This window comes from Aeromonas sp. R5-4 (assembly GCF_040908215.1).
GTDB classification, from domain to species: Bacteria; Pseudomonadota; Gammaproteobacteria; order Enterobacterales; family Aeromonadaceae; genus Aeromonas; species Aeromonas veronii.
The window spans coordinates 48,148-74,779 of the sequence record NZ_JBFODG010000016.1 but is presented as its reverse complement, the minus strand read 5'-3'; the positions used below and the strand labels follow the sequence as shown (position 1 = coordinate 74,779).

The following is a 26,632-nucleotide window of genomic DNA, read 5'->3' as shown; positions in this document are numbered from 1 at the left end:
TCAGGCGCTCGGGATGCTTATCCCTGCGGTGGATACTCCCAATATTGGGCTGGAATGGATTTTAGCAACGGGGTCATATCCGGATTGGGCAGGGCGATGGTGACCCGCTGATCGAGGTTGGCGCTGGCGAGCGCTTCGCGGATCTTGGGGTTGTCATTGAAGAACTTCATAAAACTGCCATCGGCATAGGCCCGCTCCAGCCCGGTCTGAATCGCCTTGGCCAGCTTGGGGTATTCGGGGCTGACGAAGAAGAACTGGGCGAAGGGGTAGCGGATCAGCAGATGCTGCTCGATAGCGAGGTTGGGATACTGCGCCACCAGCTCGCTGCGCTCGGCGAAGATCTCCACCAGGGCGCGCGGGAAGAAGTCGATCTTGTCGCCATCGTTGATAAGGCGAAACAGGCTGCTGTATCGGCCGGAGAAGGTCGGGATGCCCGCATTTTCCAGAATTTTGTTATCGGCCCAACCGACCCCTTGCGCCGCCTTCAGCTGTTTGAGGTCGGCCAGGGTATTGATCTGGTTGAACTTCTCTTGGGTATCCGCGTGGATGAAGGACAGCCGCAATCCTTCCAGCCCGCGAAACAGCGGAATGGGGACGGCAATCAGGGAGGATTCGAGCTCGCTGGAGGTGCCCATCCAGAAGACGTTGATGGTCTTGCCCTTGCTCAGCTGCTGCTGGAGGGTGAACTGGTTGAGGTCGAGTTCGACAGGCTGGATGCGAAAGGGTTGCCCGGAGCGGGTCAGGGCCAGTTCCAGCAGCTTGTACTGGTACTCCTGGTCAAGATTGTTGACGGGACGGCTGGGGACCTTGACCGTCAGAACCTGTGCTTGTGCCAGCAGTGGCAGGCACAAACACAGCTTGATGAGCCATTTCACTCTCTGTTCTCCTGTAGATTCCGGAAGGTGTCCGGAGTCTAACAGAACTTGTCACCATCTTGCTGCGAGGCGTTGTGCAAGGTTTGAGCGCAGGGCCCTGCCTTGCTGGCGTCTGTTGCACCAGAATGGTGACGGTTCTTCGAAGAATCAGGCGACGCGACGGAACACGTGGGTATCGTTAAATTCCTTGGTGCTCTGGCATTCGACGCAGAAACGGGATTCCGGACGGGCATGCAGCCGCTTGAGGGAGATCTCGTCACCGCAAGATTCGCAGTAACCAAAATCCCCTTCGCTGATGCGCTTCAATGCGCCCCGCAGCTTGCGCAGGTGCAGCTTGTCGTGCTCGATGCGGTTCAGCTCCAGACGGCGGGCTTCCTCGATACTGGCACGGTCAATTTCATCAGCCATCTCGTTGGTGTCGGTGGCGATGGCCTGGCTGGCCTGGGAGTTCAGGCGCTCTTCGAGCTCGACGATCTGTCGCTCGATCTGCCCCTTGTAAAAGGCCAGTTGGTCTTCAGTCATGAAATCACACATACGATTAACTACCAGTCAGTTTACTAACCCAATTATCCCTGTTTATGGGGGCTGTCTGCCTACAGACCAAGCCCTTGTATCCCGATTTGCACCTGTTTCATGCAAGAGAGTGCAAATCAGGGCGGGCCTTGTACCAAAAAAATGCAGCCAAGCAAAGCAAATAGGATAAGGATTGTGCGCCCTTGCAAAAAAATGGCCCGTTCCTGCGGGGGATTGGTCGGGATCTGGCGCCTGCTTCACCCTCTGTTGGCATCGCCTTTGCAACGATGAGAGGGGGGCTTCGTACGGATTTGAGTGTTTAGTATTTGGTGCCGCCTTGGTCATTATATGCGCCATTATTTATAGTTTTTTAAACACGCCCGCTTGACATTGCCCTTGATGGCGGGCTTTTATGGTGATGTTGATTACAATTTTATAACAAGGGTGTTCCATATATTAGACACCCTTGCCAATGGCAACCGTAAAGTCGGGGTTTAACATGGACAGTATCAAAGGCTGGATGGAGAGCAATCGCATCACGGAGGTGGAGTGCCTGTTCCCGGATTTCACCGGCAACGCCCGGGGCAAGATCATCCCAGCCAACAAGTTTTTGCGTGAAGGGGGCATGCGTCTGCCCGAGGTGATTTTCACCCAGACGGTGACCGGCGAATATCCGGATGACGATAGCATGATCGACCCGCTGGAGCGGGACATGCAGCTCTATCCCGACCCCAACACCATCCGTTTTGTCCCCTGGGCGCTGGAGCCCACTGCACAGGTGATCCACGACTGTTTCGACGTCAACGGCAAGCTGATCGACATCGCGCCGCGCTCCGTGCTGCGTCGGGTTCTGTCATTTTACGAGAAGCAGGGCTGGAAGCCGGTGGTGGCGCCCGAGCTGGAATTCTATCTGGTCACCCGCAACGAAGACCCCGACTATCCGCTGGTGCCGCCGGTCGGTCGCAACGGCCGCCCTGAGACCGCCCGCCAGTCGTTCAGCATCGATGCGGTCAACGAGTTCGACCCCATCTTTGAAGACATGTATGACTACTGCGAGGCGCAGGAACTGGAAGTGGACACCCTGATCCACGAGTCGGGCGCCGCCCAGATGGAGATCAACTTCCTGCATGGTGATGCCATCGATCTGGCGGATCAGGTGTTCCTGTTCAAGCGCACCATGCGTGAAGCCGCTCACCGCCACGGCATCTATGCCACCTTCATGGCCAAGCCGATGAGCGACGAACCGGGGTCGGCCATGCACATCCACCAGAGTCTGGAAGATGTGAACGGCCACAACCTGTTCGGTACCCCGAACGGCGGCAACAGCGAACAGTTCATGCACTTCATCGCCGGTTTGCAGAAATACACCCCGGCGGTGACAGCCCTGCTGGCCCCCAACGTCAACTCCTACCGCCGCCTCACCTTTGGCGAGAGCGCGCCGCGCAACGTCCAGTGGGGGGTGGAAAACCGCACCTGCGGCCTGCGCGTGCCCTTCTCCGATCCCAGTGCCCGCCGGGTGGAGAACCGCTTCGCCGGTGCCGATGCCAACCCCTATCTGGCGCTGGCCGCCACTCTGGCCTGTGGCTATCTCGGCATGATGGAGAAGCTGGAGCCGCTGCCGGAGATGAAGTCGAGCGCCTATGACCTGCCCTACAGCCTGCCCCGCTCGCTGGAAGAGGCGCTCAGCCATCTCGAACAGTGCGAGCCCATCAAGGAGATGCTGGGGGAGCGCTTCACCCGCGCCTTTGTTGCGGTCAAACGCAAAGAGTACGAGACCTACTTCGGGGTGATCAGTCGCTGGGAGCGGGAGTTCCTGCTGCTGAACGTCTGATCCCCCTGTAACGGGGAGGTCGGAGTCGGCCTCCCCGATCCCTGTATCGAAGAGACCGGAACGCGAGCCAGGTGGCGGCAGCCACCTGTGAGTGGTTGTGGCCGAAAGAGCGCTGCCACCTGGATTGATTAACGACTGAATCTTGCCAAATCGAAGGCGCAGGGGAGTAACGAATGCAGCAGACACGCCGTGAGTGACTGTGGCTGCGAACGTGCCGACTCACCTGACTATTTGACGACTGAATCTTGCTAAATTGAAGGAACCGAGGAGCAACAAATGCAGCAGACAACCCGTGAGTGGCAACAACTGGATGCCAGCCACCACCTGCACCCCTTTACCGACTTTCAGGCCCTGAACAAGAAGGGCTCGCGCATCATTACTAAAGCCAGCGGTGTCTATCTGGAAGACTCCGAGGGCAAACGCATTCTCGACGGCATGGCAGGCCTGTGGTGCGTCAATATGGGCTATGGCCGCCAGGAGCTGGTGGATGCCGCTACCCGCCAGATGCAGCAGTTGCCCTACTACAACCTCTTCTTCCAGACCGCTCACCCGCCGGTGATCGAGCTGGCGACCCTGCTGGCCGAGGTGACGCCAGCCCATCTCAACCACGTCTTCTTCACCGGCTCCGGCTCCGAGTGCAACGATACCGTGCTGCGGATGGTGCGCCACTACTGGGCCAGCAAGGGTCAGCCTGACAAACAGGTGATCATCAGCCGCCACAACGCCTATCACGGCTCCACCGTGGCGGGGGCGAGTCTGGGTGGCATGAAGGGGATGCATCAGCAGGGCAACCTGCCCATTCCCGGCATAGTGCACATCGATCAGCCCTACCACTTCGGTGAGGGGCAGGGGATGAGCGCCCACGAGTTCGGGCTGGAGCGGGCCCGTCAGCTGGAGCAGAAGATTCTGGAGCTGGGGGTGGACAAGGTGGCTGCCTTTATCGGCGAGCCGATCCAGGGGGCGGGCGGCGTCATCATTCCGCCTGACAGCTACTGGCCGGAGATCCAGCGCATCTGCGATCACTACGGCATCCTTCTGATCGCTGACGAGGTGATCTGCGGCTTTGGCCGTACCGGCCACTGGTTTGCCAGCGAAGGGTTTGGCATCAAGCCGGACCTGATGTGTCTGGCCAAGGGGATCACCTCCGGTTATCTGCCGCTCGGCGCTGTGATGGTCAGTGACCGGGTTGCCAAGGGGTTGGTGGAGGAGGGGGGCGAGTTCAACCACGGCTTCACCTACTCGGGCCATCCGGTCTCTTGCGCCGTGGCGGTGGCCAATATCCAGCTTATGCAGAAAGAGAGCATAGTTAAGCGAGTGCATGATACTATCGGCCCCTATTTGCAGCGCCGCTGGGCGGAGCTGGCCGATCATCCGTTGGTGGGAGAAACCCGAGGCAAAGGATTGGTCGCTGCGCTGGAAATCGTTGAGGACAAGCAGACCAACCGGCGTTTTCCGGCTCAGGCAAATGCGGGGATGACCTGCCGAGAGTTCTGCTTTAACAATGGCTTGGTGATGAGGGCGGTAGGCGATACCATGATCATATCGCCCCCCTTGGTCATCACCGAGGAACAGGTTGATGAATTGGTCGATCTGGCCAGGCGCAGTCTGGATCTGACAGCCGCAAAGCTGAAGGGTTGAGGTGGGTCGGGCAGGTTGGCATGCGCATACAATTTGCTTAGGAGACAAGGATGATGTCTTTCAAAACAGGAGTGATCGCTGCCTCTGTGGCTCTGGGCATGGCAAGTGCCGGAGCAATGGCTGAAGAGAAGGTGCTGCACGTCTACAACTGGAGCGACTACATAGCGCCGGATACCCTGGATAACTTCCAGAAGGAGACGGGGATCAAGGTGGTCTATGACGTGTTCGACAGTAACGAGGTACTGGAAGCCAAGTTGCTGGCGGGTAGTTCGGGCTACGACATCGTGGTGCCATCCAACCCCTTCCTGGCCAAGCAGATCAAGGCGGGCGTGTTCCAGAAACTGGACAAGTCCAAGCTCTCCAACTGGCAAAACATGGATGTCGACCTGCTCAAGGCGCTCGAGCCGAGCGATCCGGGCAACCAGTACTCCATCCCCTATCTGTGGGGCACCATCGGCTATGCCTACAACGCCGAGAAGGTGAAAGCCGTGCTGGGGGCTGATGCCCCGGTCAACTCCTGGGATCTGGTGTTCAAGCCGGAGAACATGGCCAAGTTGAAAGAGTGTGGCGTATCCTTCCTCGATTCACCGACCGAAATGCTGCCGGCTGCCCTGCAATATCTGGGCTTCAAACCGGATAGCCAGAAACCGGCTGAGCTGAAGAAGGCTGAGGAGCTGTTCCTCTCCATCCGCCCCTATACCGCCTATTTCCACTCCTCCAAGTACATCTCGGATCTGGCCAACGGCAACCTTTGCGTAGCGGTCGGTTACTCCGGTGACTTGCAGCAGTCCAAGGCGCGGGCTGCCGAGGCCAAGAATGGCGTCGCGCTCACCTACACCATTCCGAAAGAGGGGGCAGGCAGCTTCTTTGACATGATCGCCATTCCGGCGGATGCCAAGAACGTCGAGGCGGCCCACACCTTCATCAACTACCTGATGAAGCCCGAGGTGATCGCCAATATCACCAACGTGGTGCAGTTCCCGAACGGCAACAAGGCGGCGACCCCGCTGGTGGATGAGGCGATCCGCACCGATCCGGGTATCTACCCTGATGCGGCGACCCTGCAGAAAATCTACACCTTCCCGGATCTGCCGGCCAAGGTGCAGCGTCTGATGACCCGCAGCTGGACCAAGATCAAGTCCGGCAAGTAAGTAACGAATGCCCCTCCCGGTCCGCAGTTCGGCCGGGAGGGTAGTGATGCCATCCATCCGGATGGGCCGTGCGAATGGATGCGCAGACGGTCAACCACTGAAACAGGAGAACTGACACCGTGAATACAACCAAATTGCTAACCATAGCGCTGACCATGGGATTGGCGAATGTGGCCCAGGCTGCCCCTGTGCTGCACTTCTACAACTGGTCTGACTATATCGGCGAGACTACCCTCAGCGATTTCCAGCAGGCGACCGGGATCAAGACCGTCTATGACGTGTTTGACTCCAACGAGACTCTGGAAGGCAAGTTGCTGACGGGGCGGACCGGTTACGATTTGGTGGTGCCCTCCAATAATTTCCTGGCCAAGCAGATCAAGGCGGGAGCCTTCCAGAAACTGGATAAATCCCTGCTGCCCAATCTGGCCAACCTGGATCCCGTGCTGCTCAAGCAGCTCGACAAGGTGGATCCGGGTCATCAGTACGCGGTGCCCTATCTGTGGGGGACCAACGGCATTGGCTACAACGTCGACAAAATCAAGGCGGTGCTGGGGGTCGACAAGATTGACTCCTGGGCCACCATCTTCGAACCGGAAAACATGGCGAAACTCTCTCGCTGCGGCGTCGCCTTTCTCGACTCTGCCGACGAGATGATCCCTGCTGCCCTCAACTACCTCGGACTCGATCCCAACAGTCATGCGACGGGGGATATCAAGCAGGCCGAGGCGCTGCTGCTCAAGGTGCGGCCCTATGTGGCCTACTTCCACTCCTCCAAATACATCGGCGATCTCGCCAATGGCGACATCTGCGTGGCGGCCGGTTTTTCCGGCGACATCCTGCAAGCCGCTGCCCGCGCCGATGAAGCTGGCAAGGGGGTGAAAATTGCCTACAGCATTCCGAAAGAGGGGGGCAATCTCTGGTTCGACATGATGGCGATCCCGTCCGATGCCACCAATGTCAAAGAGGCGCACGCTCTCATCAACTATGTCCTGCAGCCCGAAGTGATCGCCAAGGTCAGCGACTATGTGGGCTACGCGAATCCCAACTCAAGGGCGGGCGAGTTTATGGATGAGGCGGTGCGCAACAACGAGGAGGTTTATCCCCCTCAAGCCGTGCTGGAGCGACTCTATGTGCAGGAAGCACATCCCCGCTCGGTACAGCGTCTAATCACCCGGAGTTGGACCAAGATCAAGTCCGGTACCTAACCTTGGTGCCCGTTCGGGGGCGCCAAATCGCTTTTATGGATCGGCCGCAAGGCCGGTATCACGTTGGGGAGTTTGGTAATGGCGATAGCCTCCAGTGCCTACAAGAAAGCCCTCGAGGGCAGTCAGCAGCGCAAAGAAGTGCTGGTGAAAATTGATCGGGTAAGCAAGCAGTTCGACGAAACGCTGGCGGTCGATAACGTATCTCTCAATATTCACAAGGGGGAGATTTTCGCCCTGCTCGGCGGATCCGGTTCCGGCAAATCGACCCTGCTGCGGATGCTGGCCGGTTTCGAGCGCCCGACCGAGGGGCGGCTGTTCCTCGACGGGGTCGACATCACCGACATGCCCCCCTATGAACGCCCCATCAACATGATGTTCCAGTCCTACGCCCTGTTCCCCCATATGACGGTGGCCCAGAACATCGCCTTTGGCCTCAAGCAGGATGGCCTGCCCAAGGCCGAGATCGATGCCCGGGTAGAAGAGATGCTCAAGCTGGTACAGATGACCCAGTATGCCCGTCGCAAGCCGCATCAGCTCTCCGGTGGCCAGCGCCAGCGGGTGGCGTTGGCTCGCTCGCTAGCCAAGCGTCCCAAGTTGCTGCTGCTGGATGAACCCATGGGGGCGCTCGACAAGAAGCTGCGTTCCAAGATGCAGCTGGAGCTGGTAGAGATCATCGAGCGGGTCGGGGTTACCTGCGTCATGGTGACCCACGATCAGGAAGAGGCCATGACCATGGCGGAGCGGATCGCCATCATGCACCTCGGCTGCATCGAGCAGATCGGCAGTCCGATGGATATCTACGAGACTCCGGCCAGTCGGCTGGTGTGCGAGTTCATCGGCAACGTCAACCTGTTTGACGGCCTGCTGGTGGAGGATGAGCAGGACCACGCCACCATCGCCTGCGCCGACTTGGAACAGCCCATCTATGTGGGCCACGGTATCAGCTCCCGCGCCGAGAACAAGAAGGTGACCTACGCCCTGCGGCCGGAAAAACTGCTGATGAGTCTGCAAAAACCGGAGGAGATCGAGCACCCGGACTTCAACTGGACCAAGGGGGAGGTCTATGACATCGCTTATCTGGGCGGTCACTCGGTTTATCACATCCAGCTGCCCTCGGGCAAAATCGTTCAGGCTTTCATCGCCAATGCCGAACGCCACGGCAAGCGGCCAACCTGGGATGACCAGGTGTTCCTCTACTGGGAAGATGACAGCGGCGTGGTGCTGCAATCATGAAGTTCTTGCAACGACTGAAGCGGGTCGGGGGGCGCCGACTGGTGATCGGCATCCCCTTCTTCTGGCTGTTCCTCTTCTTCCTGCTGCCCTTTGTCATCGTGGTGAAGATCAGTTTTGCGGAAGCGGATGTGGCGATCCCGCCCTACACCGATGTGGTGAGCTGGGCCGACAATCAGCTCACCATCCTGCTCAACATGGGCAACTACTTGCTGCTGCAGGAGGATGAGCTCTATATCGCTGCCTATCTGGGCTCCCTCAAGATGGCCTTCGTCAGCACTTTGCTCTGCCTGCTGATTGGCTATCCGATGGCCTACTCCATCGCCCGGGCCAACAAGGAGACCCAGACCGTTCTGCTGCTGCTGATCATGATGCCGACCTGGACCGCCATTCTGATCCGGGTCTATGCATGGATGGGGATCCTCAGTAACAACGGCCTGCTCAACAGCGTCTTGCTGGGGATCGGGGTGATCGACGAGCCGCTGCAGATCCTCAACACCAACCTGGCGGTCTATATCGGCATCGTTTACTCCTATCTGCCCTTCATGGTGCTGCCGCTCTACGCCAATCTGGTCAAACACGATCAGAGCCTGCTGGAGGCTGCTTCTGACCTGGGGGCCCGCAACCTGACCCGTTTCTGGCAGATCACGGTGCCGCTCTCCAAGAACGGCATCATCGCCGGCTGCATGCTGGTGTTCATTCCGGTAGTGGGGGAGTTCGTTATTCCGGAAATGCTGGGCGGCCCGGAGACCCTGATGATCGGCAAGGTGCTGTGGCAGGAGTTCTTCAACAACCGCGACTGGCCGGTTGCCTCTGCGCTGGCGGTAGTGATGCTGGCGGTGCTGATCATTCCGATCATCCTCTTCAACCGTAACCAGGCCAAAGAGCTGGAGGGCAAGGCATGATGAAGCGTTTCGGTTTTGCCAAACTGATGCTCTGGCTGGGGCTGCTGTTTATCTACCTGCCCATGATCATCATGGTGATCTACTCCTTCAACGCCTCCAAGCTGGTGACGGTGTGGGGCGGGTGGTCGCTCAAGTGGTACTTCGGCCTGCTCGACAACAAGCAGCTGATCGGATCCGTGTTCCGTTCGCTGGAGATCGCCTTCTACACCGCGATCGCCGCGGTGGCGCTGGGGACGGTGGCAGCCTTCGTGCTGACTCGAATTCCCCACTTCCGTGGTCGCACCCTGTTCGGCGGCATGGTGACGGCGCCGCTGGTGATGCCCGAGGTGATCACCGGTCTGTCGCTGCTGCTGCTGTTCGTAGCCATGGCCCAGCTGGTGGGCTGGCCCGCCGAGCGGGGCATGTTGACCATCTGGATCGCCCACACTACCTTCTGTACCGCCTACGTGGCGATCGTGGTGTCGGCGCGGTTGCGGGAGCTGGATCTCTCCATCGAGGAGGCGGCCATGGATCTTGGCGCCAAGCCGTGGAAGGTGTTCTTCCTGATCACCATCCCGATGATCGCCCCCTCGCTGGCGGCAGGTGGCATGATGTCGTTCGCCCTGTCGCTCGATGATCTGGTGCTGGCGAGCTTCGTCTCCGGCCCGGGCTCCACAACCTTGCCGATGGAGGTCTTCTCGGCGGTGCGGCTCGGGGTAAAACCCGAGATCAACGCAGTGGCCAGCCTGATCCTGCTGTCGGTATCGCTCTTTACCTTCGGCAGCTGGTATCTGATGGCCAGGGCGGAGAAGCGCCGTCGCGCCGAGATCGCCATGACCACCCAGATGCAGGCCGTCGTCTGATGGCATGATAAGATCCGCCTACTCTCGTCAACCTGGAGGATGAGTATGCGGATCTCCCTTTTTAGCGGTCGTGGCACCGAGCTGGTGCCCGGCCTCACCAGCGCCATTCACAAGCAACCGATCTCTGCACCAGTTCGCTGTACCTTTGCCGGTCTGGAAGGGGATGAACAGTGTGACCTGCGCCACCACGGTGGCCCGGATCGGGCGCTCCACTACTATCCTGCCGATCACTATCTCTGGTGGCAGACTTGGCAAACCGCACTGGGCTTGCCTGCGCCACGTACACCCTGGCAACCTGCCGCCTTTGGCGAGAACCTCTCCGGTATCGGGCTGACCGAGGCGCAAGCCTGCATCGGCGATGTCTATCGGCTCGGTGAGTCACTGATCCAGATCAGCCAGCCGAGATCCCCCTGTTTCAAGCTCAACCAGCGCTTTGGCTATGGCCAGATGTCGCAGGTGATGCAGCTGGGTGGCCGCTGTGGCTGGTTGCTGCGGGTGCTGGAGGAGGGCATGATCGCGCCTGACACGGCCATGGAGCTGATAGACAGACCCTATCCCGAACTGACGGTGAAGCGCACGGCGGATATCCTGTTCAATCAGGTGCGCAATGAAGCGGATCTGCTGATGCTGCTGGAGAATCCGGCTCTCTCGCCCAACTGGCGCCAGCATGCAGCCGACTGGCTGGAGCATGGCACTGTGGCTGACTGGCAGCGTCGTCTGCTGGGGCCAGCATCCCTGCGCCTGGCCTGACGGCCAGTTGCCGGAATGTCACCAGCTGGCTGCAGTCCGGTAAACGGGTGAAAAGAGTGCTGAATAGTTGAGCGAACAGCACTTTTTTTCCTGCAAAATGCAAAAAAGGCTTGTGTCAGGTCTGGGCTTTCGGTAAATTCCCGTCCCGCAGACATCGGTGTGTAGCGCAGCTTGGTAGCGCACTTCGTTCGGGACGAAGGGGTCGGAGGTTCGAATCCTCTCACACCGACCAAATTTGAAAAGGCCGCTCAATAGAGCGGCCTTTTTGCATTTTCCTTCCAGTTACTCGGTTTTTCATTAGCTGCTGACCTGTTACCTGGCCAAGTGATCTGACTTGATGTATGCAGGGTCGAAGCAAGCCCACAGACATTAAAAGGGCCACCGCTCGGTGGCCCATCGGTGGAGTCTGATCCTGACTCCGGCACTCTAGATTGTGGCAATCTCGCTATGGGTCTTGTCTATGGTGCCCTCCTTGCGCGCCAGGCGCTTACTCAGATATGCCAGTGCTGATGCCGCAAAGCCTTGAAACTGTGTTGAGGCAGCAAGGCCGCGTGCTTGGGGTACTCACTAATGAAATGTTCTATTCCCTCCATCAGTTGTGCACGTAATGAAATAACGGGCTCATGCCAGGCTTGCAGGCATAGATGGCCGGGGATCAACTGCTCCTGATAATCTTCCAGCAGCTGTTCTGGCCAGGGTTCAATACCGGAATTGCGTTGCAGCAAATAGTGGGCGGCGGGTTCACGGGCATAAATGAACTGAATTTGGGCCAGATCGCGTTGGCATAGCGTTTGACTGTTGATATGACAGGTCAAATATTTTCCCGTTTTCAGATCCAGAAAGTGACCGCGTTGCCGACAGGGAACGATGCGATACCAAGGCAGGGGTGAGGAGAGAGAATACCCCTCAAGCTCCTGTTCCAACCAGTGGCGACACTCGGGTGTCTGCACCTCGTCGAGCATGGACTCGAGCTGTGTCAACAAGGCTCTGGATGGTTTGATGGCCAGTTTCGCACTCATCGCCTGCAATCCTCCCTCTGCACACAATCCCGACTATCAGTATGGACCTTGTTCGGCCAGAGGGGGTAAGGAATCTAATGATTAAAAGTAGATTAGCCGCGTGGTTTTTATGCACTAACTTGGTTCAACCCACCAGATAGGTACCAGTGCCGAAGGCGATGTGGGTGCCCTCTTCGTTGTGCAGCTCCATCCGGGCGACGGCCACCTTGCTGCCAGCCCGGATGATGTGGGCGGTGGCGATAAACTCGTTGCCGCGCCCCGGGCGCAGGTAGTCCACCCGCAGATCTATGGTGCCGAGGCGAGCGAAGCGCTCCTTGAGATAACTGGGGGAGAACTCCTCCAGCTCGTCGATGCAGGATGCGGCGACGATCATGCCGCCCGCCACATCCAGCAGCGTGGCTGTGACGCCGCCATGCAGGATGTTGTGGAAGGGGTTGCCGATCAGCTTCTCATCCATCTTGATGCGCAGTTCCACCTTGTCGAAGTCGTAGTGGGTCACCTGCATGCCGATCAGCTTGTTGAACGGCATCTTCTCGGCAAACAGGTTGGCAATGCCACTGAGCGCCATCTTCTTGAGCATCTGTTTCATTCTCTGATCCCAATCCTTGTCATCAAAGCCGAGTAAAAACTCCAGCCAGTCTGCAACAGTTCCTTAACAGTCGCAATGGCAGGTTTATTGTGGGCGGCGGCTGCTTTAGAATGGCGACCCCAAAGGAGAGCCCATGACCGCGATTGCCGAAACCCTGCCAGATCCTCAGCCAGAGAGTCCGCTTGCCCTGCTGCAGGCAGTCTTCGGCTATCAGCAGTTTCGGCCGGGTCAGCTCGAGATCATCGAGCAGATCGTCGCGGGGCGCGATGCGCTGGTGCTCAAGCCCACCGGTGGCGGCAAGTCGCTCTGCTACCAGATCCCGGCACTGCTGCGGCCCGGACTCGGTGTGGTGGTCTCCCCCCTTATTTCGCTGATGAAGGATCAGGTCGACAGCCTGCGCGCCAACGGCGTAGCGGCGGTCTACATCAACTCGGCCCTGAGCCGGGAGGAGATGATCCAGAACTTCGCCGCCATGCGCCGTGGCGAGATCAAGCTGGTCTATGTCTCCCCCGAGCGCTTGCTGCAGCACGAGTTTATGGATCGGCTGGCCGAGCTGCCGCTCGGGCTGTTCGCCATCGATGAGGCGCACTGTGTCTCCCAGTGGGGCCACGATTTCCGGCCTGAGTATGCGGCGCTGGGGCGACTCAAGCAGTGGTTCCCGCAGGTGCCGGTGGTAGCGCTCACCGCCACCGCCGACGAGGCGACCCGCAGTGACATGCTGCACCGGTTGGAACTCAACGATCCCTTTATTCACACAGCCAGCTTTGATCGCCCCAATATCCGCTACAGCCTGGTGGAGAAGTTCAAGGCGGCCGAGCAACTGCTGCGTTATGTGCAGAGCCAGAAGGGCAACTGCGGCATCGTCTACTGCTCCAGCCGCAACCGGGTGGAGGAGGTGGCCGAGCGGTTATCCCGCCACGGCTGCAAGGCTGCTCCCTATCATGCGGGGCTGCCGCTCGAGCAGCGCCAGCAGACCCAGGATGCCTTCCTCAAGGATGACATCGAGATAGTGGTGGCGACGGTGGCGTTTGGGATGGGTATCGACAAGCCCAATGTGCGCTTCGTGGTGCACTACGACATCCCGAAGAACATCGAATCCTACTATCAGGAGACCGGTCGCGCCGGGCGCGATGGCACTCCCGCCGAGGCGCTGCTGCTCTACGATCCTGCCGACATCGGCCGAGTGCGCCGCCTGCTCGACAACATCGAGAACCCGCAGCAGTTGCAGGTGGAGCAGTACAAGCTCAACGTGATGGCCGCATTTGCCGAAGCGCAGACCTGCCGCCGTCAGGTGCTGCTCAACTACTTCGGCGAGTACAACGACAAGCCGTGCGGCAACTGCGATATCTGTCTCGATCCGCCCAAGAGCTATGACGGCACCGAAGATGCCCAGAAGGCGCTCTCCTGCGTCTGGCGGGTGGGGCAGAATTTCGGGGTGGGTTATGTGGTGGAGGTGCTGCGCGGGTCGCTGAACCAGCGCATCAAGGATCACGGCCATGACAAGCTGTCGACCTATGGCATCGGCAAGGATCAGAGCCACGAATACTGGATGAGCGTGATCCGCCAGCTGATCCACAAGGGGCTGCTGACCCAGAACATCACTCGCAATCTGGTGCTGCAGCTGACCGAAGCGGCCCGCCCCGTGCTGCGTGGCGAGGTGAAGCTTGAGCTGGCGGTGCCCCGCTTGCAGCCCATCTCCAGCCGCAAGGAGAAGCGCAATGGCCTGCTCGACAACGCCAACTACGACAAACGGCTGTTCAAGGAGCTGCGCGGCCTGCGCAAGCAGATTGCCGAGGATGAAGAGGTGCCGCCCTACGTGGTATTCAACGATGCGACCCTGGTTGAGATGGCTCAACTGATGCCGATGACCGAAGACGAGATGCTGGCTATCAACGGCGTTGGTCACCGCAAGCTGGAACGCTTCGGTGAAGCCTTTATGGACCTGATCATCGATTACTGCCGCCGGTAGGGTCGATTAGGCAGCCCAATCGACCACGGCAAGCACGGCTCGGAAGAACTTGGGGTCAGACGCGAGGTTATTTCAGGCTGGCGTAGAAGGCCGCTAGATTGTCGATATCCGCATCGGTCAGCGGCGCCATGAAGGGGTCCATCAAGGGCTCTTTGCGAGTGCCATCCTTGAACGCTTTCAACTGTTTCACCAGATAGGCGGCATTCTGACCCGCCAGATGGGGATAGTTGGGGATCATCGCCTTGCCTTCCACCCCGTGACAGGCAGCACAGACCGCCGCCTTGGCCTTGCCTGCCTCGATATCTGCAGCCTTGGCCTGATGACCCCACGCCAGTGCCAGCAAGGGCAGGGCATATACCCATTTTTGCATCTTCTTCTCCTTGAATTGAAAAATGATGGTCGCCAGTTAGCGCAAGCATGGCTGACGGCAGTATAAAGAGTGACACGAGCATACGCAGGGACGAATGGCACAACCATGAAGTTGATCAACACTTTTGCGACCGAGTTGCCCTGGGCCTGTGAACCTGTAGCCCCCCAGCCGCTGCAGCAACCCCGGTTGCTTCATCTCAACCGGGCTTTGCTGGATGAGTTGGGGCTGGGAGGCGTCAGCGAGGCTGACTGGATCGCCTGTTGTGGCGAGGGAAAAGTGCTGCTAGGCATGCAGCCGGTAGCGCAGGTCTATGCGGGCCATCAATTCGGGGGTTATAGCCCCCGGCTTGGAGATGGTCGCGCGCTGCTGCTGGGTGAGCAGCTGGCGCCGGATGGTCAGCGCTGGGATCTGCACCTGAAGGGGGCAGGAAAGACGCCGTTTTCCCGCTTTGGCGACGGCCGCGCTGTATTGCGTTCGAGCATTCGCGAATATCTCGCCTCCGAAGCGCTCCATGCCCTCGGCATACCGACCACCCGGGCGCTGGTGCTGGTGGGCAGCCAGGAGCCCGTTTATCGCGAGCAGGTTGAGACCGGGGCGACCGTGCTGCGTACCGCCCCCAGCCATCTGCGCTTCGGCCATATCGAGTATTTCGCCTGGAGCGGGCAGGGAGAGAAGATCCCGCCACTCATCGACTATCTGCTGCGCCACCACTTCCCCGAACTGGAGAGTGGTGCCGAACTGTTTGCCGAGGTAGTGCGCCGCACCGCGCGGTTGATTGCCAAATGGCAGGCGGCGGGCTTCTGTCACGGGGTAATGAATACCGACAACATGTCGCTGTTCGGCCTGACGCTGGATTACGGCCCCTACGGCTTTATCGATGCCTACGTGCCCGATTTTGTCTGCAACCACTCGGATCCGGCGGGCCGCTACGCGCTGGATCAGCAGCCCGCGGTCGGTTACTGGAATCTGCAAAAGCTGGCACAGGCACTGGCGGGGCATGTAGACGGTGATGTGCTGGCTGCTGCGTTGGCCCAGTACGAACAGCAGTTGATGCTGCACTACTCCGAACTGATGCGGGCCAAACTCGGGCTGGCAGTGTGGGAGGAGGATGACCCGGCTCTGTTCCGCGAGCTGTTCCGGTTGCTGGCGGCCCACAAGGTGGATTACCACCTGTTCCTTCGTCGTCTCGGTGAGGTGACGCAAGAGGGGGCGTGGCCTGCATCTCTGCTGGCCCTGTTGCCTGAACCACTGGGTTGGCAGGCGTGGCTGGAACGCTATCGGGCGCGGCTAATGCGCGAAGGTAGCGAGGATGCCGTGCGCAAGGCGCAGATGGATGCCATCAATCCCAAATATGTGCTGCGCAATGCGCTGGCCCAGCAGGTGATAGACGCCGCCGACGCAGGGGATATGCGGCCTTTCGAGCGGCTGTTCGCCGCCTTGCAGCGCCCCTATGATGAACAACCCGAATATGAGGATCTCGCCACCCCGACTCCGGCATGGTATTGCGGTGGTGAGCTCTCCTGCAGTAGCTGAGAGATTGGGCATGAGTTGGCAAATCAAACAGGTAGATAGCGAAGCTGGCGTAGTGACGCTGGATTGTCCGGAACTCGACTGGGACACTTTTCCGCTGTTGGCGCAGGCCTTGCTGCGAGAGTGGGAGCTGCAGCCGCTCGAGCAGGATGCGGGGGCCGACCGCCATAGCTGGTTGCTGGCGTTTGAAGAGGGTCAGTTTCGGCTGGAGTATGAACACTACAGCGGTTGCTGGCTGGAGGCGGTGCGCCCGGCAGATCGGGAGGCGCTGCTCTGGCTCGCCAGACAGCACAAGGTGTGACTATCGCCCACAAGGCCTGCTCTGCCGCTGGCCAACCTGGACAAGCGTAATCGCATAAAGATTGAACTATCGGTTTGGGGGCGTATAATCTCGCCCCTCGATTATCGCCAATGGTGGCGATATGGGTTCCCTAACCCCATTAACCAAAAAGGTCACAAGATGAATCTGACCCCTGCGCAGTACCAAACGGCGCTCGTTCGCCTGTCGTTGTTCCACATCCTGATCATTGCCAGCAGCAACTATCTGGTGCAGCTGCCGATCACCGTGTTTGGCTTCCATACCACCTGGGGTGCGTTCAGCTTCCCGTTTATCTTCCTAGCGACCGACCTGACGGTGCGGATCTTCGGTGCCGGTCTGGCACGCAAGATTATCCAGACCGTGATGCTGCCTGCGCTGGCGGTCTCCTATGCGCTCTCTGTGCTCTTCTTTGAAGGGAGCTTCCAGGGCGTTGGTCATCTGGCCGAATTCAACCTGTTCGTGGCGCGTATCGCGTTGGCCAGCTTTATGGCCTATCTGGTAGGGCAGTTCATGGATGTGGTGGTGTTCAACCGCCTGCGTCTGCTCAAGCAGTGGTGGATTGCGCCAGCGGCCTCCACCCTGTTCGGTAATCTGGTCGATACCATCGCTTTCTTCAGTGTGGCCTTCTGGCGCACCACAGATCCTTTCATGGCAGAGCACTGGGTCGAGATCGCAACCGTCGATTACGTATTCAAGTTGCTGATAAGCCTTGGTTTATTCGTGCCACTCTACGGTGTCTTGTTGCGCTACCTCAGCCGCAAGCTGGTGGGCGAGGCCGGATTATCCAGCCTGCAAACGGCCACCCGGCAAGCCTGACCAGATTGACCACCCTTCGCGGTGGTCAATTTTTTTGCACTTTCTGCAAATAGCGCTTGCCTAGTTAAATGAGAATGATTATTGTTAACTTGTTTTCCGGGAAAGACTTCATTCGTTCCAACGTGATGGACTTCTTGTGAAGGCACGACATTGCTCACATTGCTTCCAGTTAAGGGCCAGTTTATCTGGCCCTCTTTTTTTGTCATTTTTCAGCAAGTTGCAGGCATAAAAAACGGGAGCCAAGGCTCCCGTCGTCACGCTGTCTGTGGCTTACTCGATATCGAGTGCCTCGGGGGAGAGGATCACCCCTGTGGTATCGGCGTAGAGGTGGTCGTCAGGCAGGAAGGTCACGCCACCGAAGTTGACCGGCAGATCGGTCTCCCCAACATCCTTGCTGTCGGCACCGACCGGAATGGCTGCCAGTGCCTGAATGCCGATATCCAGATCTTCCAGAATATCGACTTCGCGGACGCAGCCGTAGCAGACAATCCCTTCCCAATCATTCTCGGCCGCCGTGGTGGCGATGTCGCTGTCAATCAGGGCACGGCGCATGGAGCCACCGCCATCGATCAGCAAGACGCGTCCCAGTCCGTTCTCTTTGACGAGTTCACGGATCAGGCCATTCGATTCGAAGCATTTGACGGTGGTGATGACGCCGCCGAAAGAGGCGCGGCCGCCGAAGGAGCAGAGCATGGGTTCAAGCACATCCACCATGTCCTGATAGATGTCGCACAGTTCAGAAGTATTGTATTCCATAGTGTCAAATCCACGGCTGGAAACAGGTGCAACCAGTATAAGGAGTGGGTGTGGCATTTCAATGAATATTCCTTGCACAGATCACCTGTCGCCGCTTTTCTGCATAAGCTCAATGCAGTTCACTGCCAGTTTGCGAGAGGTCCATCGTGCTTATCCGTCATAAGTTGATCCTGAATACCGTGCTGGTTGCCGTTGCCATGCTGGTACTGAGCGGCCTGTTTATCTACTCCAGCCAGGTGCACCGTCACCTGACCGAAGCCCAGCGCAATATCGACCAGCTGGAGATCGCCATGCTCAACCTGCGGCGCGCCGAGAAGGATTTTCTGATCCGCAAGGATATGACCTTCGTCGAGCGCTTCAATCAGGGGCTGTCTGACTTTCACCAGCACAACCGGGAGCTGGTGACCGATGACAATCTGGCGGCTGTCGAGGGGGAGCTGACCAGACTGGATCAGCAGATCAGCGGTTATGGCAAAGCCTTCAACGATCTGGTGGCCCAGCAGCAGAAGATTGGTCTGGGGCCGGAGGAGGGGCTCTATGGCAAGCTGCGGGCGGCGGTGCATGAGGTGGAGAATGGGCTCAAGCAGCTGGATCAGCAGGGGTTGCTCATCACCATGTTGCAGCTGAGACGGGCGGAGAAAGACTTCATGCTGCGCTCCGATATCCAATATCTGGAGCGTTTCGAAACCTTGCACAAGAGTTTTCAGGATAGCCTTGCCACTTTGCCGGAGGCGGGTCGCGGCAAGCTGGAGCAGGCAAGCAAGCAGTACCGGCAGGACTTTGTGGCGCTGGTGCAGGGGATGCAGATACTGGGGCTGAAAGAGGATGAGGGGCTGCGTAACCAGATGCGGGATCTGGTGCATCAGACCGAACAGGGGTTTGCCGCCGTCGATCAGCACATTGTCGCTGAGCTGGAGCGGCAGAGCGCTCGCCTCAACAGCCTGATGCTGGTCTGTGGCGGGGTGATTGTGGTGCTGATCGGCATCATGAGCGTGTTGCTGGGGCGCAGCATCGACCGTCCCATTACTCAGGTGAATGACACCGTCAACCGCATTCGTCAGGATAATGACCTGCGCCTGAAGATAGAGCTGCGCGGTGCCGATGAAATGGCCCAGCTGGCAGGCAATCTCGACGTGATGCTGGGCGGGTTTCGCAACCTGATTGGCGATGTGAAGCAGAGCGTGCACACCCTGACCGAAGCGGCGGATCACCTCTCGGCCAACGTCAAACGCACCAGTGAAGGGGCCGCGCGCCAGCTGCAGGAAACCGATATGGTGGCGACCGCGTCCACCGAGATGGGATCCACCATCGAAGAGATCGCCCGCAACACCGAGCAGGCGGCCAACAATGCACAGGCGACCAACAACAAGGCGATGGAGGGGCGGGCAGCGGTCGAGAATACTGTCGAGCAGATCCGCTCGCTGGCGGGCAATCTGGAGAGTTCATCCCGCGAGGTGAGCCAGCTGCAAAAAGAGAGCGAGACCATCGGCTCCGTGCTCGATGTGATCCGCGGCATTGCCGAGCAGACCAACCTGCTGGCCCTCAACGCAGCCATCGAAGCAGCTCGGGCAGGAGATCAGGGGCGTGGTTTTGCGGTGGTGGCCGATGAGGTGCGCAATCTGGCCATCCGTACCCAGAAATCGACCCAGGAGATTGCCGGCATCATCAGCTCGCTGCAGAAACAGACCGGCAGCATCGTCGAGGTGATGGCAACCTGCCGCGAGCAGGGCAACCGCAGCTCGGATCAGGCCAGTACCGCAGGGGAGTTGCTGGGGCAGATCACTCAGGATGTTACCCACATCATGGACATGAGCACCCAGATTGCGGCAGCCATCGAGCAACAGAGTCTGGTGGCCAACGAGGTGAACCGCAACGTCAACAACATCCGCGACATCGCCCAGGAGTCGAGCATCATGGCGGAGGAAAATGCGAGATCCAGCGAGGGCCTCAACGAGCAGGCCCAACTGCTCAACAAGGCGGTAGCAAAATATCGGGTTTAGTGAGCGGACTGGCATCCTTGTGAGGTTTTTGCACCAGAGTGGCAATGATTTGATCGTAATGGCTGTTATTGGGGTAATTCGCTCATATAATCGCCGCCACTATGATGATTCGGAAGGATTCGATGGCAAAGTTGCTGGTGGCCGTATTCGGGCTGCTCTGCTCCTGCCTGGTGTTGGCAGGTTCGGCGCCTCAGGCTACCCCACTCAAGCCCGGTATGGAGCCGCTACTCAGCTGGTTCAACGGGGCCTTTACGAGCCGGGAGCAGGCCAGTTACGACAGTCGCTTTACCAGTGCCGAGCTGCGCCTGATGGAGATCTGGCCTGGCTATCAGGGCTATCGCTGGGTCTATGCCGAGCAGTATCTGAGCATGCGCTCCATCCGCCCCTTTCGCCAGCGTATTTATCGCTTCTCACCCGCCCCTGACGGGCGGATCCTGATGGCAGAGCTGACTATGCCCCGAGCCACCGATTTTGCCGGTGCCTGGCATGATCCCGCCCTGCTCGACAGTCTGACCCCGCAGCAGCTCTCCTTGCGCCACGGTTGCGAGATCTGGCTGACACGCACTCCCTCCGGCGAATATGCCGGTCACACCCGGGTGGGCCATTGCTCCACCGATTTTGGTGGTGCCACTACGCTGGTGCAGCATATCTGGATTGGTCCCGACAGTGTCAGATTGCTGGATCGCGCCTATGACAACGCAGGGAGTCCGCGCTGGGGCAGCCCGGGTGAGGGGTATGTCTATTTGCGTCGTTCCAAAGGATTTGGCCAGTAGGGGAGAGTGCGTCTGGCTGCGGGAACATGAATGATGAAAAACAGGGATCGTAAAAAAGGCGCCCATTGGGCGCCTTTTTCAGAATTCTTCAGAAGTAAAATTACTTCTTGGTGGTCATCGCACCGAAACGCTTGTTGAACTTGTCTACGCGGCCGCCGCTAGAAACTTCTTTCTGCTTGCCGGTGTAGAACGGGTGGCACTCGGAGCACACGTCCAGGTTCAGATCTTTACCGATGGTAGAGAAAGTGTTGATGACGTTACCGCAAGAGCACTTGGCGGTGATGGCTACGTAGTCAGGATGGATACCAGCTTTCATGGACAACCTCAATTAATAGGCCGTGTCGCCATCCGATCTCTTGTCGGACACCACACGATTGTTGAACACAGTTTCAAAGGCTGCGAATAATATAGGAAATGCCTGAGATCAGGCAAGTGGCTTCGCAGAAAAAATAGGCAACCCCTGGTGAATTCTTCCCAAACGCTGGATCTGGTTCGTGTCGCTGTCCCGGTACCGTTACGCCGTCACTTCGACTATCTCTCTCCCCTGCCGTTACCTGCCCCCGGTTGCCGGGTCGAGATCCCTTTCGGTCCCCAGACCCTGGTCGGGCTGGTGGTGGAGCATCCGGCCGACAGCCAGGTGCCCCGCAACAAGCTCAAGCCCATCAAACGGGTATTGGACACGGCTCCGGTGCTGGGGCCGGATATTTTGGCGCTGATGAACTGGAGCGCCAGCTACTACCAGCATCCGCTGGGGGAAGTGCTGCCCCACGCCCTGCCGGTGTTGGTGCGCAAGGGGGAGCCTGCCGCCTATCGTGAGCTGGAGTTCTGGTTTGCTACCGAGGCTGGCATGGCCATCGACCTTAACGAGCTCAAGCGGGCGGCCAAGCAGCAGCAAGCGCTCGCCTTGCTGCGCAAGGGGCCGCAGACCCCCTCCGCCCTCAAGCAGGAGGAGATCCAGAGCGCCGCTCTCACCGCGCTGGAGAAGAAAGGCTTGCTGGAGAAGCGCTCGCTGGAGCCGAGCCACGATGGCGATTGGGCTGCCCGCTTTGAGCCGGGGGAGGGGCTGCGCCTCAACGGTGAACAGGCATTGGCCGTCTCTGCCGTTACCAGCCAGAGCGACAAGTTCGGTGCCTTCCTTCTCGATGGCATCACCGGTTCCGGCAAGACCGAGGTGTATTTAAGCATCCTCGAGCCCTTGCTCAAGGGGGGCAAGCAGGCGCTGGTGATGGTGCCGGAGATCGGTCTCACCCCGCAGACCATCAACCGCTTCCGGCGCCGCTTCAACGTGCCGGTGGTAGCGATGAACTCCGCCATGAACGACAGGGAGCGGCTCGATGCCTGGCTCGCCTGCCGCGACGGCGGCGCAGCCATCCTGATCGGCACTCGCTCTGCGGTGTTCACCCCGTTTCACAACCTCGGCATCATCATCATCGATGAGGAGCACGACGGCTCCTTCAAGCAGCAGGACGGTTTTCGCTACCACGCGCGGGATCTGGCGGTGATGCGGGCTCATCGTGCCGGTATTCCGATTCTGCTTGGCTCGGCTACACCGTCCCTGGAGACATTGCACAACGCTCGCACTGGCAAGTATCACCACCTCACCCTGACTCGTCGTGCCGGTAACGCCCAGACAGCCCGTCAGGTGATCCTGGATATCAAGAACGTGCGGTTGCAGGCCGGGCTCTCCCCTCAGCTGGAGCAGCTGATGGCGGAGCATCTGGCGGCGGGCAATCAGGTGATGCTGTTTCTCAACCGCCGTGGCTATGCCCCGGCTCTGATCTGCCACCAGTGTGGCTGGAGCGCCGCCTGTGAGCGCTGTGATGCCTGGTACACCTGGCATCAGGCCGGGCGACGGCTGCACTGCCACCACTGCGACAGCGTGCGCCCGCTGCCCCACCACTGCCCCGAGTGTGGCAGCAACGAGCTGATTGGCTCCGGGGTGGGCACCGAGCAGCTGGAGCAGCTGCTCACCACGGTTTTCCCGCAATATCCGGTAGTACGCATCGATCGGGACAACACCCGCCGCAAGGGGGAGCTGGAGACCCATCTCGGCGACATCAAGGCGGGCAAGTACAAGATCCTGATCGGCACCCAGATGCTGGCCAAGGGCCACCACTTCCCGGATGTGACGCTAGTGGGTCTGCTGGATGTGGATGGTGCCCTGTTCAGTGCCGATTTTCGCGCCGCCGAGAAGCTGGCCCAGCTCTACACCCAGGTGGCGGGTCGTGCCGGTCGCGCCAGCAAGCCCGGGCTGGTGGTGTTGCAGAGCCATCATCCCGAGCACGCCCTGCTGCAGGATCTGACCCAGAACGGCTATGGCCACTTCGCCGACACGGCGCTGAAAGAGCGCCGCCTGCTGGGGCTGCCGCCCTTCAGCTATCAGGGACTGTTTCGGGCCGAGGCCAACGGCCGTGACGAGGTGCAGCTGTTCCTCAGCCGCCTCGCCGATACCCTGCGCAGCGCCCGCTATCCCCACGTTCAGGTGCTCGGGCCCATCAGCGGCTTTATGGAGCGCAAGGCGGGCAAGTTCCGCATGCAGTTGCTGGTGCAGGGGGCGAACCGGGCTCCACTGGCCCAGCTGCTCGATTGGGCGGTGAAGGAGCTGGAAGGGTGGTCCGAGACCAAGCGGGTACGCTGGAGCCTCGACATCGACCCCACCGAGCTGAATTGAGTCAGGTTCTGGTCGCTGACGGCTTCGTCAGCGACCGGGTTTGCCATGCGGGTGCTGGGTTCAGACCCGCAGATCGATCTGCTGCACCCAGCCACCCTTGCCCTGTTCGGTCACATAGAGACCGGACTGGCGCAGTACCCCCTGATTGCCGCTTTCCCCCAGATGGTTGAAGGGGGTGTCGAGGGGATGGAGCAGTATGGCGCCGATCCCCAGCTCCACCAGAGCGATGGGGGATTGCTCCGGCTGCCAGAATTGCAGCGCCGAGAACTGGCTGTCCCGCTCGTCCAGCACCCCGTTGCCATCCTCATCCAGGGTCGCCAGCTCGCCGAAGCCATTGCCGGAGCGGGCCCCGAACAGCTCGCCACCGTCATCTATGGTGCCGTTGCCGTTGCGATCCAGCGCCACGAAGCCGCTCCCTTCGCGCAGGCCCGGCAGGCTGTCATCTTTGCCATCCTGATCGATGTCGAACTTGACCCGGGCGTCGGTCAGGTCGGCGATTTTTCCATCCAGACTGAGCACCAGCGGATCCTTGAGGGCATTGAGGGTAGTGCGGCGCTTGCTGATATCGAGCTGGCGCCAGTCCAGCACAAAACCCAGATCAAGTTGCAGGCTCTGGCCATCCTGAGTCTCTATGCTGGCCGAGGCGACTACGTTGAGCTGCTCCTTTTGCAGCAGGCTGTCGGTTACTTCCACCAGTTGATCCGGCTCGGCGGCGGGTTGACTGCTGTCGCCCGTCGGGGAGTTCACCCCCTCCGCGCTCTGGTCGGTCGGTTTGATCGGATCCGGCAGCTCGATTTCGTGGTCCAGCATCGCCTCGATCATCAGCTTGATAAGCCGCTGGTGGTTGTCGAGCCCGTCGTTGGGAACGCCGTTCTCCTCCTGATTTTTACTCCCCTCCGCTTTGGCTGGTGCGGCTGTCGTCTGCGGGGGAGTCTGGGTATTGCTCCGGCTGCTGGCTTGCAGCGTCAGGGCACTGGCTTGCATCAGGGTGGTTCGCTGCTCGCCAGATGGCGGTGTGGCGGCAGTTCCGTTGGTACTATTGGCCTGCGGCGCGACTGGCCCCAGTCTGCGCACCTTGCGGGCCTGCGCCTGTTGCTGCCGGTATTGCACCTCCCCCTGGAGGTCATAGTGATCGATGCGCATATCTTCGCCCTCGGCGCTATACATCTGGTCAGTTATCGACCAACAAATGAACCGGGATTAACACCAAATCGGACTAACAGGCAGAATTGTTAGTTCCATGTTGCAAAGTGACGGTGAGGCTGGATGATGGGCATTCAGGTTGCCAGCCCGGTAGCCGGGACGATAAGGGAAGGGGAGAGAGGATGAGAAATTGTCTGGTGATGGGGGCGGCGGGCTATATAGGCTCCTATCTGGTGCCTCACCTGCAAACCCTGGGCTACAGGGTGATTGCCGGGGCTCGCCGTCCCTGCCGCTTGCCTGAGGGAGTCGAGTTTCGACTCGCCGATAGCCTCAAGCCGATCACCTTGCTGCCTGCGCTGGCGGGCATCGATACCGTCTTCTATCTGGTGCATGCCATGGGGGCAGGGGCCGATTTTCACCGGCTGGAGCAGCAGGGGGTAAAGAATTTTGCCGCCGCTGCCCGCGCCGCCGGGGTGCGCCGCATCATCTATCTCGGGGCGATCCAGCCTGAACAGTGCAACAGCCGCCATCTCAACTCCCGCCGCCACTGTGGCGAGCTGTTTCGTGACTCCGGCGTTCCAACGGTGGAGCTGCGTGCCGGCATCATTGTCGGGCCCGGGTCAGCGGCGTTTGAGGTGATGCGGGATCTGGTGTTCAACCTGCCGCTGATGGTGACGCCCAAATGGGTGCGCTCGCGCACGCCGCCCATTGCGCTGTCCAACCTGCTGCACTATCTGGGCGGGCTGGTAGAGGCCGACGAGGTGGATGGCCGCATTTTCAATGCGGTCGGCCCCGAGCTGCTCAGCTATCAGCAGCAGTTGCAGAAGTTCGCCGCCCATATCGGCAAGCGCTGCCCCATCATTCCCATCCCGTTTCTGAGTCCGCGTCTCTCCGCCTGGTGGCTGCAGTTTGTTACCTCGGTGCCGCAGCCGGTGGCCAAGGCGCTGGTGGGTGGCCTCAAGCACGACATTCCGGCCGATGACGGCCCGCTGCGCACCCTGCTGCCGCAGACCCTGCTCAGCTTCGATGAGGCGCTGGCGGAGAGTCTGGCGCTGGAGCAGAAGCTGGGTGCCGAACAGCAGGGGCAGGAGACGCCGCTCGGCCTGCGCTGGCGCCATCCCGAATATGGCTTCTACGACCGTACCGCCAGCGGCGAGGCCATCTGCCTCGCCTCTCCCGAGGTGGTGTGGCAGGTGTTGCAGCAACTGGGGGGTGAGCAGCGCTACTTCTACATGAACGAGCTGTGGGTGGTGCGCGAATGGATGGATCACCTGATCGGCGGTCCGGCCCGCACCCGTGGCCGCACCAATCCGGATCGCTTCGTGAAGGGTGACATGCTCGACTCCTGGCAGATCCTCGGGGTGGATGAGGGGCGCAGGCTCGATCTGTTGTTCAACATGAAGGCCCCGGGCGTCGGGCGGCTGGAGTTCAACATCCTGCCGGAGGAGTCTGGCCTGACCCGCATCCGGGTCACCGCTCACTGGCATCCGCAGGGCGCCTGGGGGCTGGCCTACTGGCTCGCCATGCTGCCGTTCCACCTCTTTATCTTTCAGGGGATGACCGAAGCCATCGCCCGTCAGGCCGAGGCGAAGGCCGGTATCCCGGTGATGGATTAACCCTCTTCACATCATTCCCGCTGATAGAGTGCCCCGTTCGGGGCATTTTTTATGCGGCGGCCATGCCCGGTTATGACAGATAGTGGTAGGCGTCTTATGGCAAAGGCTGGCATCATGCCGC

General features: G+C 59.7%; 24 protein-coding genes and 1 tRNA gene. 17 read left to right on the top strand and 8 right to left on the bottom strand.

What is annotated here, in order from left to right; genetic code table 11:
* Nucleotides 1-17: 17 nt before the first annotated feature.
* Nucleotides 18-875, bottom strand: a complete 858-nt coding sequence (locus tag AB5Y83_RS08035) for a hypothetical protein (RefSeq protein ID WP_279491523.1) — start codon at nt 873-875, stop codon at nt 18-20.
* A 147-nt stretch (nt 876-1,022) separates the two neighbouring features.
* Nucleotides 1,023-1,409 carry a TraR/DksA C4-type zinc finger protein gene (locus AB5Y83_RS08030; RefSeq protein ID WP_005356952.1) on the bottom strand — a complete coding sequence of 129 codons (387 nt, stop codon included), beginning with the start codon at nt 1,407-1,409 and terminating at the stop codon, nt 1,023-1,025.
* A gap of 478 nt (nt 1,410-1,887) precedes the next feature.
* Here AB5Y83_RS08030 and AB5Y83_RS08025 point away from each other — a divergent pair, with 478 nt between their 5' ends.
* From AB5Y83_RS08025 to AB5Y83_RS07985, 9 genes are all read left to right on the top strand, one after another.
* Entirely contained in the window at nt 1,888-3,219 is a 1,332-nt protein-coding gene (locus AB5Y83_RS08025; protein WP_013723370.1) for a glutamine synthetase family protein, read from the top strand.
* 276 nt (nt 3,220-3,495) lie between these two features.
* Nucleotides 3,496-4,857, top strand: a complete 1,362-nt coding sequence (locus tag AB5Y83_RS08020; protein ID WP_368174968.1) for an aspartate aminotransferase family protein — start codon at nt 3,496-3,498, stop codon at nt 4,855-4,857.
* A gap of 53 nt (nt 4,858-4,910) precedes the next feature.
* Complete coding sequence (locus AB5Y83_RS08015; protein ID WP_368175003.1) at nt 4,911-6,008, top strand: extracellular solute-binding protein; 1,098 nt, start codon at nt 4,911-4,913, stop codon at nt 6,006-6,008.
* Nucleotides 6,009-6,127: 119 nt separating this feature from the next.
* On the top strand, nt 6,128-7,213 hold the full coding sequence (locus AB5Y83_RS08010; protein ID WP_368174967.1) for a polyamine ABC transporter substrate-binding protein: 1,086 nt from the start codon (nt 6,128-6,130) through the stop codon (nt 7,211-7,213).
* A gap of 78 nt (nt 7,214-7,291) precedes the next feature.
* Nucleotides 7,292-8,446: a polyamine ABC transporter ATP-binding protein gene (gene potA, locus AB5Y83_RS08005; protein ID WP_005340704.1), complete on the top strand. Its 1,155-nt coding sequence runs from the start codon at nt 7,292-7,294 to the stop codon at nt 8,444-8,446.
* Complete coding sequence (locus AB5Y83_RS08000; RefSeq protein ID WP_005340703.1) at nt 8,443-9,348, top strand: ABC transporter permease subunit; 906 nt, start codon at nt 8,443-8,445, stop codon at nt 9,346-9,348. Before potA ends, AB5Y83_RS08000 begins: the two co-directional genes overlap by 4 nt.
* Nucleotides 9,348-10,190, top strand: a complete 843-nt coding sequence (locus AB5Y83_RS07995) for an ABC transporter permease subunit (RefSeq protein ID WP_041202837.1) — start codon at nt 9,348-9,350, stop codon at nt 10,188-10,190. The genes AB5Y83_RS08000 and AB5Y83_RS07995 overlap by 1 nt, the downstream gene beginning before the upstream one ends.
* A gap of 45 nt (nt 10,191-10,235) precedes the next feature.
* Nucleotides 10,236-10,940, top strand: coding sequence for an MOSC domain-containing protein (locus AB5Y83_RS07990; protein WP_368174966.1), 705 nt, complete (start codon nt 10,236-10,238; stop codon nt 10,938-10,940).
* A gap of 155 nt (nt 10,941-11,095) precedes the next feature.
* Nucleotides 11,096-11,172, top strand: a tRNA-Pro gene (locus tag AB5Y83_RS07985).
* A 259-nt stretch (nt 11,173-11,431) separates the two neighbouring features.
* Here AB5Y83_RS07985 and AB5Y83_RS07980 read toward each other — a convergent pair.
* Nucleotides 11,432-11,959, bottom strand: coding sequence for a hypothetical protein (locus AB5Y83_RS07980; RefSeq protein ID WP_005356927.1), 528 nt, complete (start codon nt 11,957-11,959; stop codon nt 11,432-11,434).
* 124 nt (nt 11,960-12,083) lie between these two features.
* Complete coding sequence (locus AB5Y83_RS07975; RefSeq protein WP_005355465.1) at nt 12,084-12,548, bottom strand: thioesterase family protein; 465 nt, start codon at nt 12,546-12,548, stop codon at nt 12,084-12,086.
* Nucleotides 12,549-12,681: 133 nt separating this feature from the next.
* Here AB5Y83_RS07975 and recQ point away from each other — a divergent pair, with 133 nt between their 5' ends.
* Nucleotides 12,682-14,517 (top strand): ATP-dependent DNA helicase RecQ, encoded by a 1,836-nt coding sequence (gene recQ / locus AB5Y83_RS07970; protein WP_042081697.1) that lies wholly within the window; start codon nt 12,682-12,684, stop codon nt 14,515-14,517.
* 67 nt (nt 14,518-14,584) lie between these two features.
* Here recQ and AB5Y83_RS07965 read toward each other — a convergent pair whose 3' ends face one another.
* A complete protein-coding gene (locus tag AB5Y83_RS07965; RefSeq protein WP_005340687.1) occupies nt 14,585-14,887 on the bottom strand; it encodes a cytochrome c in 303 nt (100 codons plus the stop codon).
* 105 nt (nt 14,888-14,992) lie between these two features.
* On the opposite strand from AB5Y83_RS07965, the gene AB5Y83_RS07960 reads away from it, so the two are divergent.
* From AB5Y83_RS07960 to AB5Y83_RS07950, 3 genes are all read left to right on the top strand, one after another.
* Nucleotides 14,993-16,420, top strand: a complete 1,428-nt coding sequence (locus AB5Y83_RS07960; RefSeq protein ID WP_368174965.1) for a YdiU family protein — start codon at nt 14,993-14,995, stop codon at nt 16,418-16,420.
* Nucleotides 16,421-16,430: 10 nt separating this feature from the next.
* On the top strand, nt 16,431-16,718 hold the full coding sequence (locus tag AB5Y83_RS07955; protein ID WP_368174964.1) for a DUF3630 family protein: 288 nt from the start codon (nt 16,431-16,433) through the stop codon (nt 16,716-16,718).
* A 159-nt stretch (nt 16,719-16,877) separates the two neighbouring features.
* Nucleotides 16,878-17,552, top strand: coding sequence for a 7-cyano-7-deazaguanine/7-aminomethyl-7-deazaguanine transporter (locus AB5Y83_RS07950; protein WP_005340680.1), 675 nt, complete (start codon nt 16,878-16,880; stop codon nt 17,550-17,552).
* Between the two features lie 270 nt (nt 17,553-17,822).
* On the opposite strand, the gene rraA is transcribed toward AB5Y83_RS07950, so the two are convergent.
* Nucleotides 17,823-18,308 (bottom strand): ribonuclease E activity regulator RraA, encoded by a 486-nt coding sequence (rraA, locus tag AB5Y83_RS07945; RefSeq protein WP_005340678.1) that lies wholly within the window; start codon nt 18,306-18,308, stop codon nt 17,823-17,825.
* Between the two features lie 146 nt (nt 18,309-18,454).
* Between rraA and AB5Y83_RS07940 the strand changes: the two genes are divergently transcribed.
* Both AB5Y83_RS07940 and AB5Y83_RS07935 read left to right on the top strand, forming a co-directional pair.
* Nucleotides 18,455-20,308, top strand: a complete 1,854-nt coding sequence (locus tag AB5Y83_RS07940) for a methyl-accepting chemotaxis protein (protein ID WP_368174963.1) — start codon at nt 18,455-18,457, stop codon at nt 20,306-20,308.
* A 122-nt stretch (nt 20,309-20,430) separates the two neighbouring features.
* On the top strand, nt 20,431-21,081 hold the full coding sequence (locus AB5Y83_RS07935; RefSeq protein ID WP_069527634.1) for a chromophore lyase CpcT/CpeT: 651 nt from the start codon (nt 20,431-20,433) through the stop codon (nt 21,079-21,081).
* Nucleotides 21,082-21,181: 100 nt separating this feature from the next.
* On the opposite strand, the gene rpmE is transcribed toward AB5Y83_RS07935, so the two are convergent.
* Nucleotides 21,182-21,397, bottom strand: a complete 216-nt coding sequence (rpmE, locus tag AB5Y83_RS07930) for a 50S ribosomal protein L31 (protein ID WP_005340673.1) — start codon at nt 21,395-21,397, stop codon at nt 21,182-21,184.
* A 147-nt stretch (nt 21,398-21,544) separates the two neighbouring features.
* Between rpmE and priA the strand changes: the two genes are divergently transcribed.
* The gene (priA, locus tag AB5Y83_RS07925; RefSeq protein ID WP_368174962.1) at nt 21,545-23,752 is read left to right on the top strand and encodes a primosomal protein N'; all 2,208 of its coding nucleotides are present in this window, start codon (nt 21,545-21,547) and stop codon (nt 23,750-23,752) included.
* Between the two features lie 60 nt (nt 23,753-23,812).
* Here the strand turns inward: priA and AB5Y83_RS07920 are convergent, their stop codons facing one another.
* Nucleotides 23,813-24,919, bottom strand: a complete 1,107-nt coding sequence (locus tag AB5Y83_RS07920; RefSeq protein ID WP_368174961.1) for a hypothetical protein — start codon at nt 24,917-24,919, stop codon at nt 23,813-23,815.
* 158 nt (nt 24,920-25,077) lie between these two features.
* On the opposite strand from AB5Y83_RS07920, the gene AB5Y83_RS07915 reads away from it, so the two are divergent.
* Complete coding sequence (locus tag AB5Y83_RS07915) at nt 25,078-26,511, top strand: DUF2867 domain-containing protein (RefSeq protein ID WP_368174960.1); 1,434 nt, start codon at nt 25,078-25,080, stop codon at nt 26,509-26,511.
* Nucleotides 26,512-26,632 lie beyond the last annotated feature (121 nt).

Excerpts from the sequence above, each read along its gene's own strand:
- AB5Y83_RS07955 (WP_368174964.1), top strand. The coding sequence starts at position 16,431 with ATGAGTTGGCAAATCAAACAGGTAGATAGCGAAGCTGGCGTAGTGACG.
- AB5Y83_RS07960 (WP_368174965.1), top strand. The coding sequence starts at position 14,993 with ATGAAGTTGATCAACACTTTTGCGACCGAGTTGCCCTGGGCCTGTGAA.
- recQ (WP_042081697.1), top strand. The coding sequence starts at position 12,682 with ATGACCGCGATTGCCGAAACCCTGCCAGATCCTCAGCCAGAGAGTCCG.
- AB5Y83_RS07935 (WP_069527634.1), top strand. The coding sequence starts at position 20,431 with ATGGCAAAGTTGCTGGTGGCCGTATTCGGGCTGCTCTGCTCCTGCCTG.
- AB5Y83_RS08020 (WP_368174968.1), top strand. The coding sequence starts at position 3,496 with ATGCAGCAGACAACCCGTGAGTGGCAACAACTGGATGCCAGCCACCAC.
- AB5Y83_RS07990 (WP_368174966.1), top strand. The coding sequence starts at position 10,236 with ATGCGGATCTCCCTTTTTAGCGGTCGTGGCACCGAGCTGGTGCCCGGC.
- AB5Y83_RS07950 (WP_005340680.1), top strand. The coding sequence starts at position 16,878 with ATGAATCTGACCCCTGCGCAGTACCAAACGGCGCTCGTTCGCCTGTCG.
- AB5Y83_RS08015 (WP_368175003.1), top strand. The coding sequence starts at position 4,911 with ATGTCTTTCAAAACAGGAGTGATCGCTGCCTCTGTGGCTCTGGGCATG.
- rraA (WP_005340678.1), bottom strand. The coding sequence starts at position 18,308 with ATGGAATACAATACTTCTGAACTGTGCGACATCTATCAGGACATGGTG.
- AB5Y83_RS07995 (WP_041202837.1), top strand. The coding sequence starts at position 9,348 with ATGAAGCGTTTCGGTTTTGCCAAACTGATGCTCTGGCTGGGGCTGCTG.
- AB5Y83_RS08000 (WP_005340703.1), top strand. The coding sequence starts at position 8,443 with ATGAAGTTCTTGCAACGACTGAAGCGGGTCGGGGGGCGCCGACTGGTG.
- potA (WP_005340704.1), top strand. The coding sequence starts at position 7,292 with ATGGCGATAGCCTCCAGTGCCTACAAGAAAGCCCTCGAGGGCAGTCAG.
- rpmE (WP_005340673.1), bottom strand. The coding sequence starts at position 21,397 with ATGAAAGCTGGTATCCATCCTGACTACGTAGCCATCACCGCCAAGTGC.
- AB5Y83_RS07975 (WP_005355465.1), bottom strand. The coding sequence starts at position 12,548 with ATGAAACAGATGCTCAAGAAGATGGCGCTCAGTGGCATTGCCAACCTG.
- AB5Y83_RS08030 (WP_005356952.1), bottom strand. The coding sequence starts at position 1,409 with ATGTGTGATTTCATGACTGAAGACCAACTGGCCTTTTACAAGGGGCAG.
- AB5Y83_RS07920 (WP_368174961.1), bottom strand. The coding sequence starts at position 24,919 with ATGTATAGCGCCGAGGGCGAAGATATGCGCATCGATCACTATGACCTC.
- AB5Y83_RS07980 (WP_005356927.1), bottom strand. The coding sequence starts at position 11,959 with ATGAGTGCGAAACTGGCCATCAAACCATCCAGAGCCTTGTTGACACAG.
- AB5Y83_RS08025 (WP_013723370.1), top strand. The coding sequence starts at position 1,888 with ATGGACAGTATCAAAGGCTGGATGGAGAGCAATCGCATCACGGAGGTG.
- AB5Y83_RS07965 (WP_005340687.1), bottom strand. The coding sequence starts at position 14,887 with ATGCAAAAATGGGTATATGCCCTGCCCTTGCTGGCACTGGCGTGGGGT.
- AB5Y83_RS07915 (WP_368174960.1), top strand. The coding sequence starts at position 25,078 with ATGAGAAATTGTCTGGTGATGGGGGCGGCGGGCTATATAGGCTCCTAT.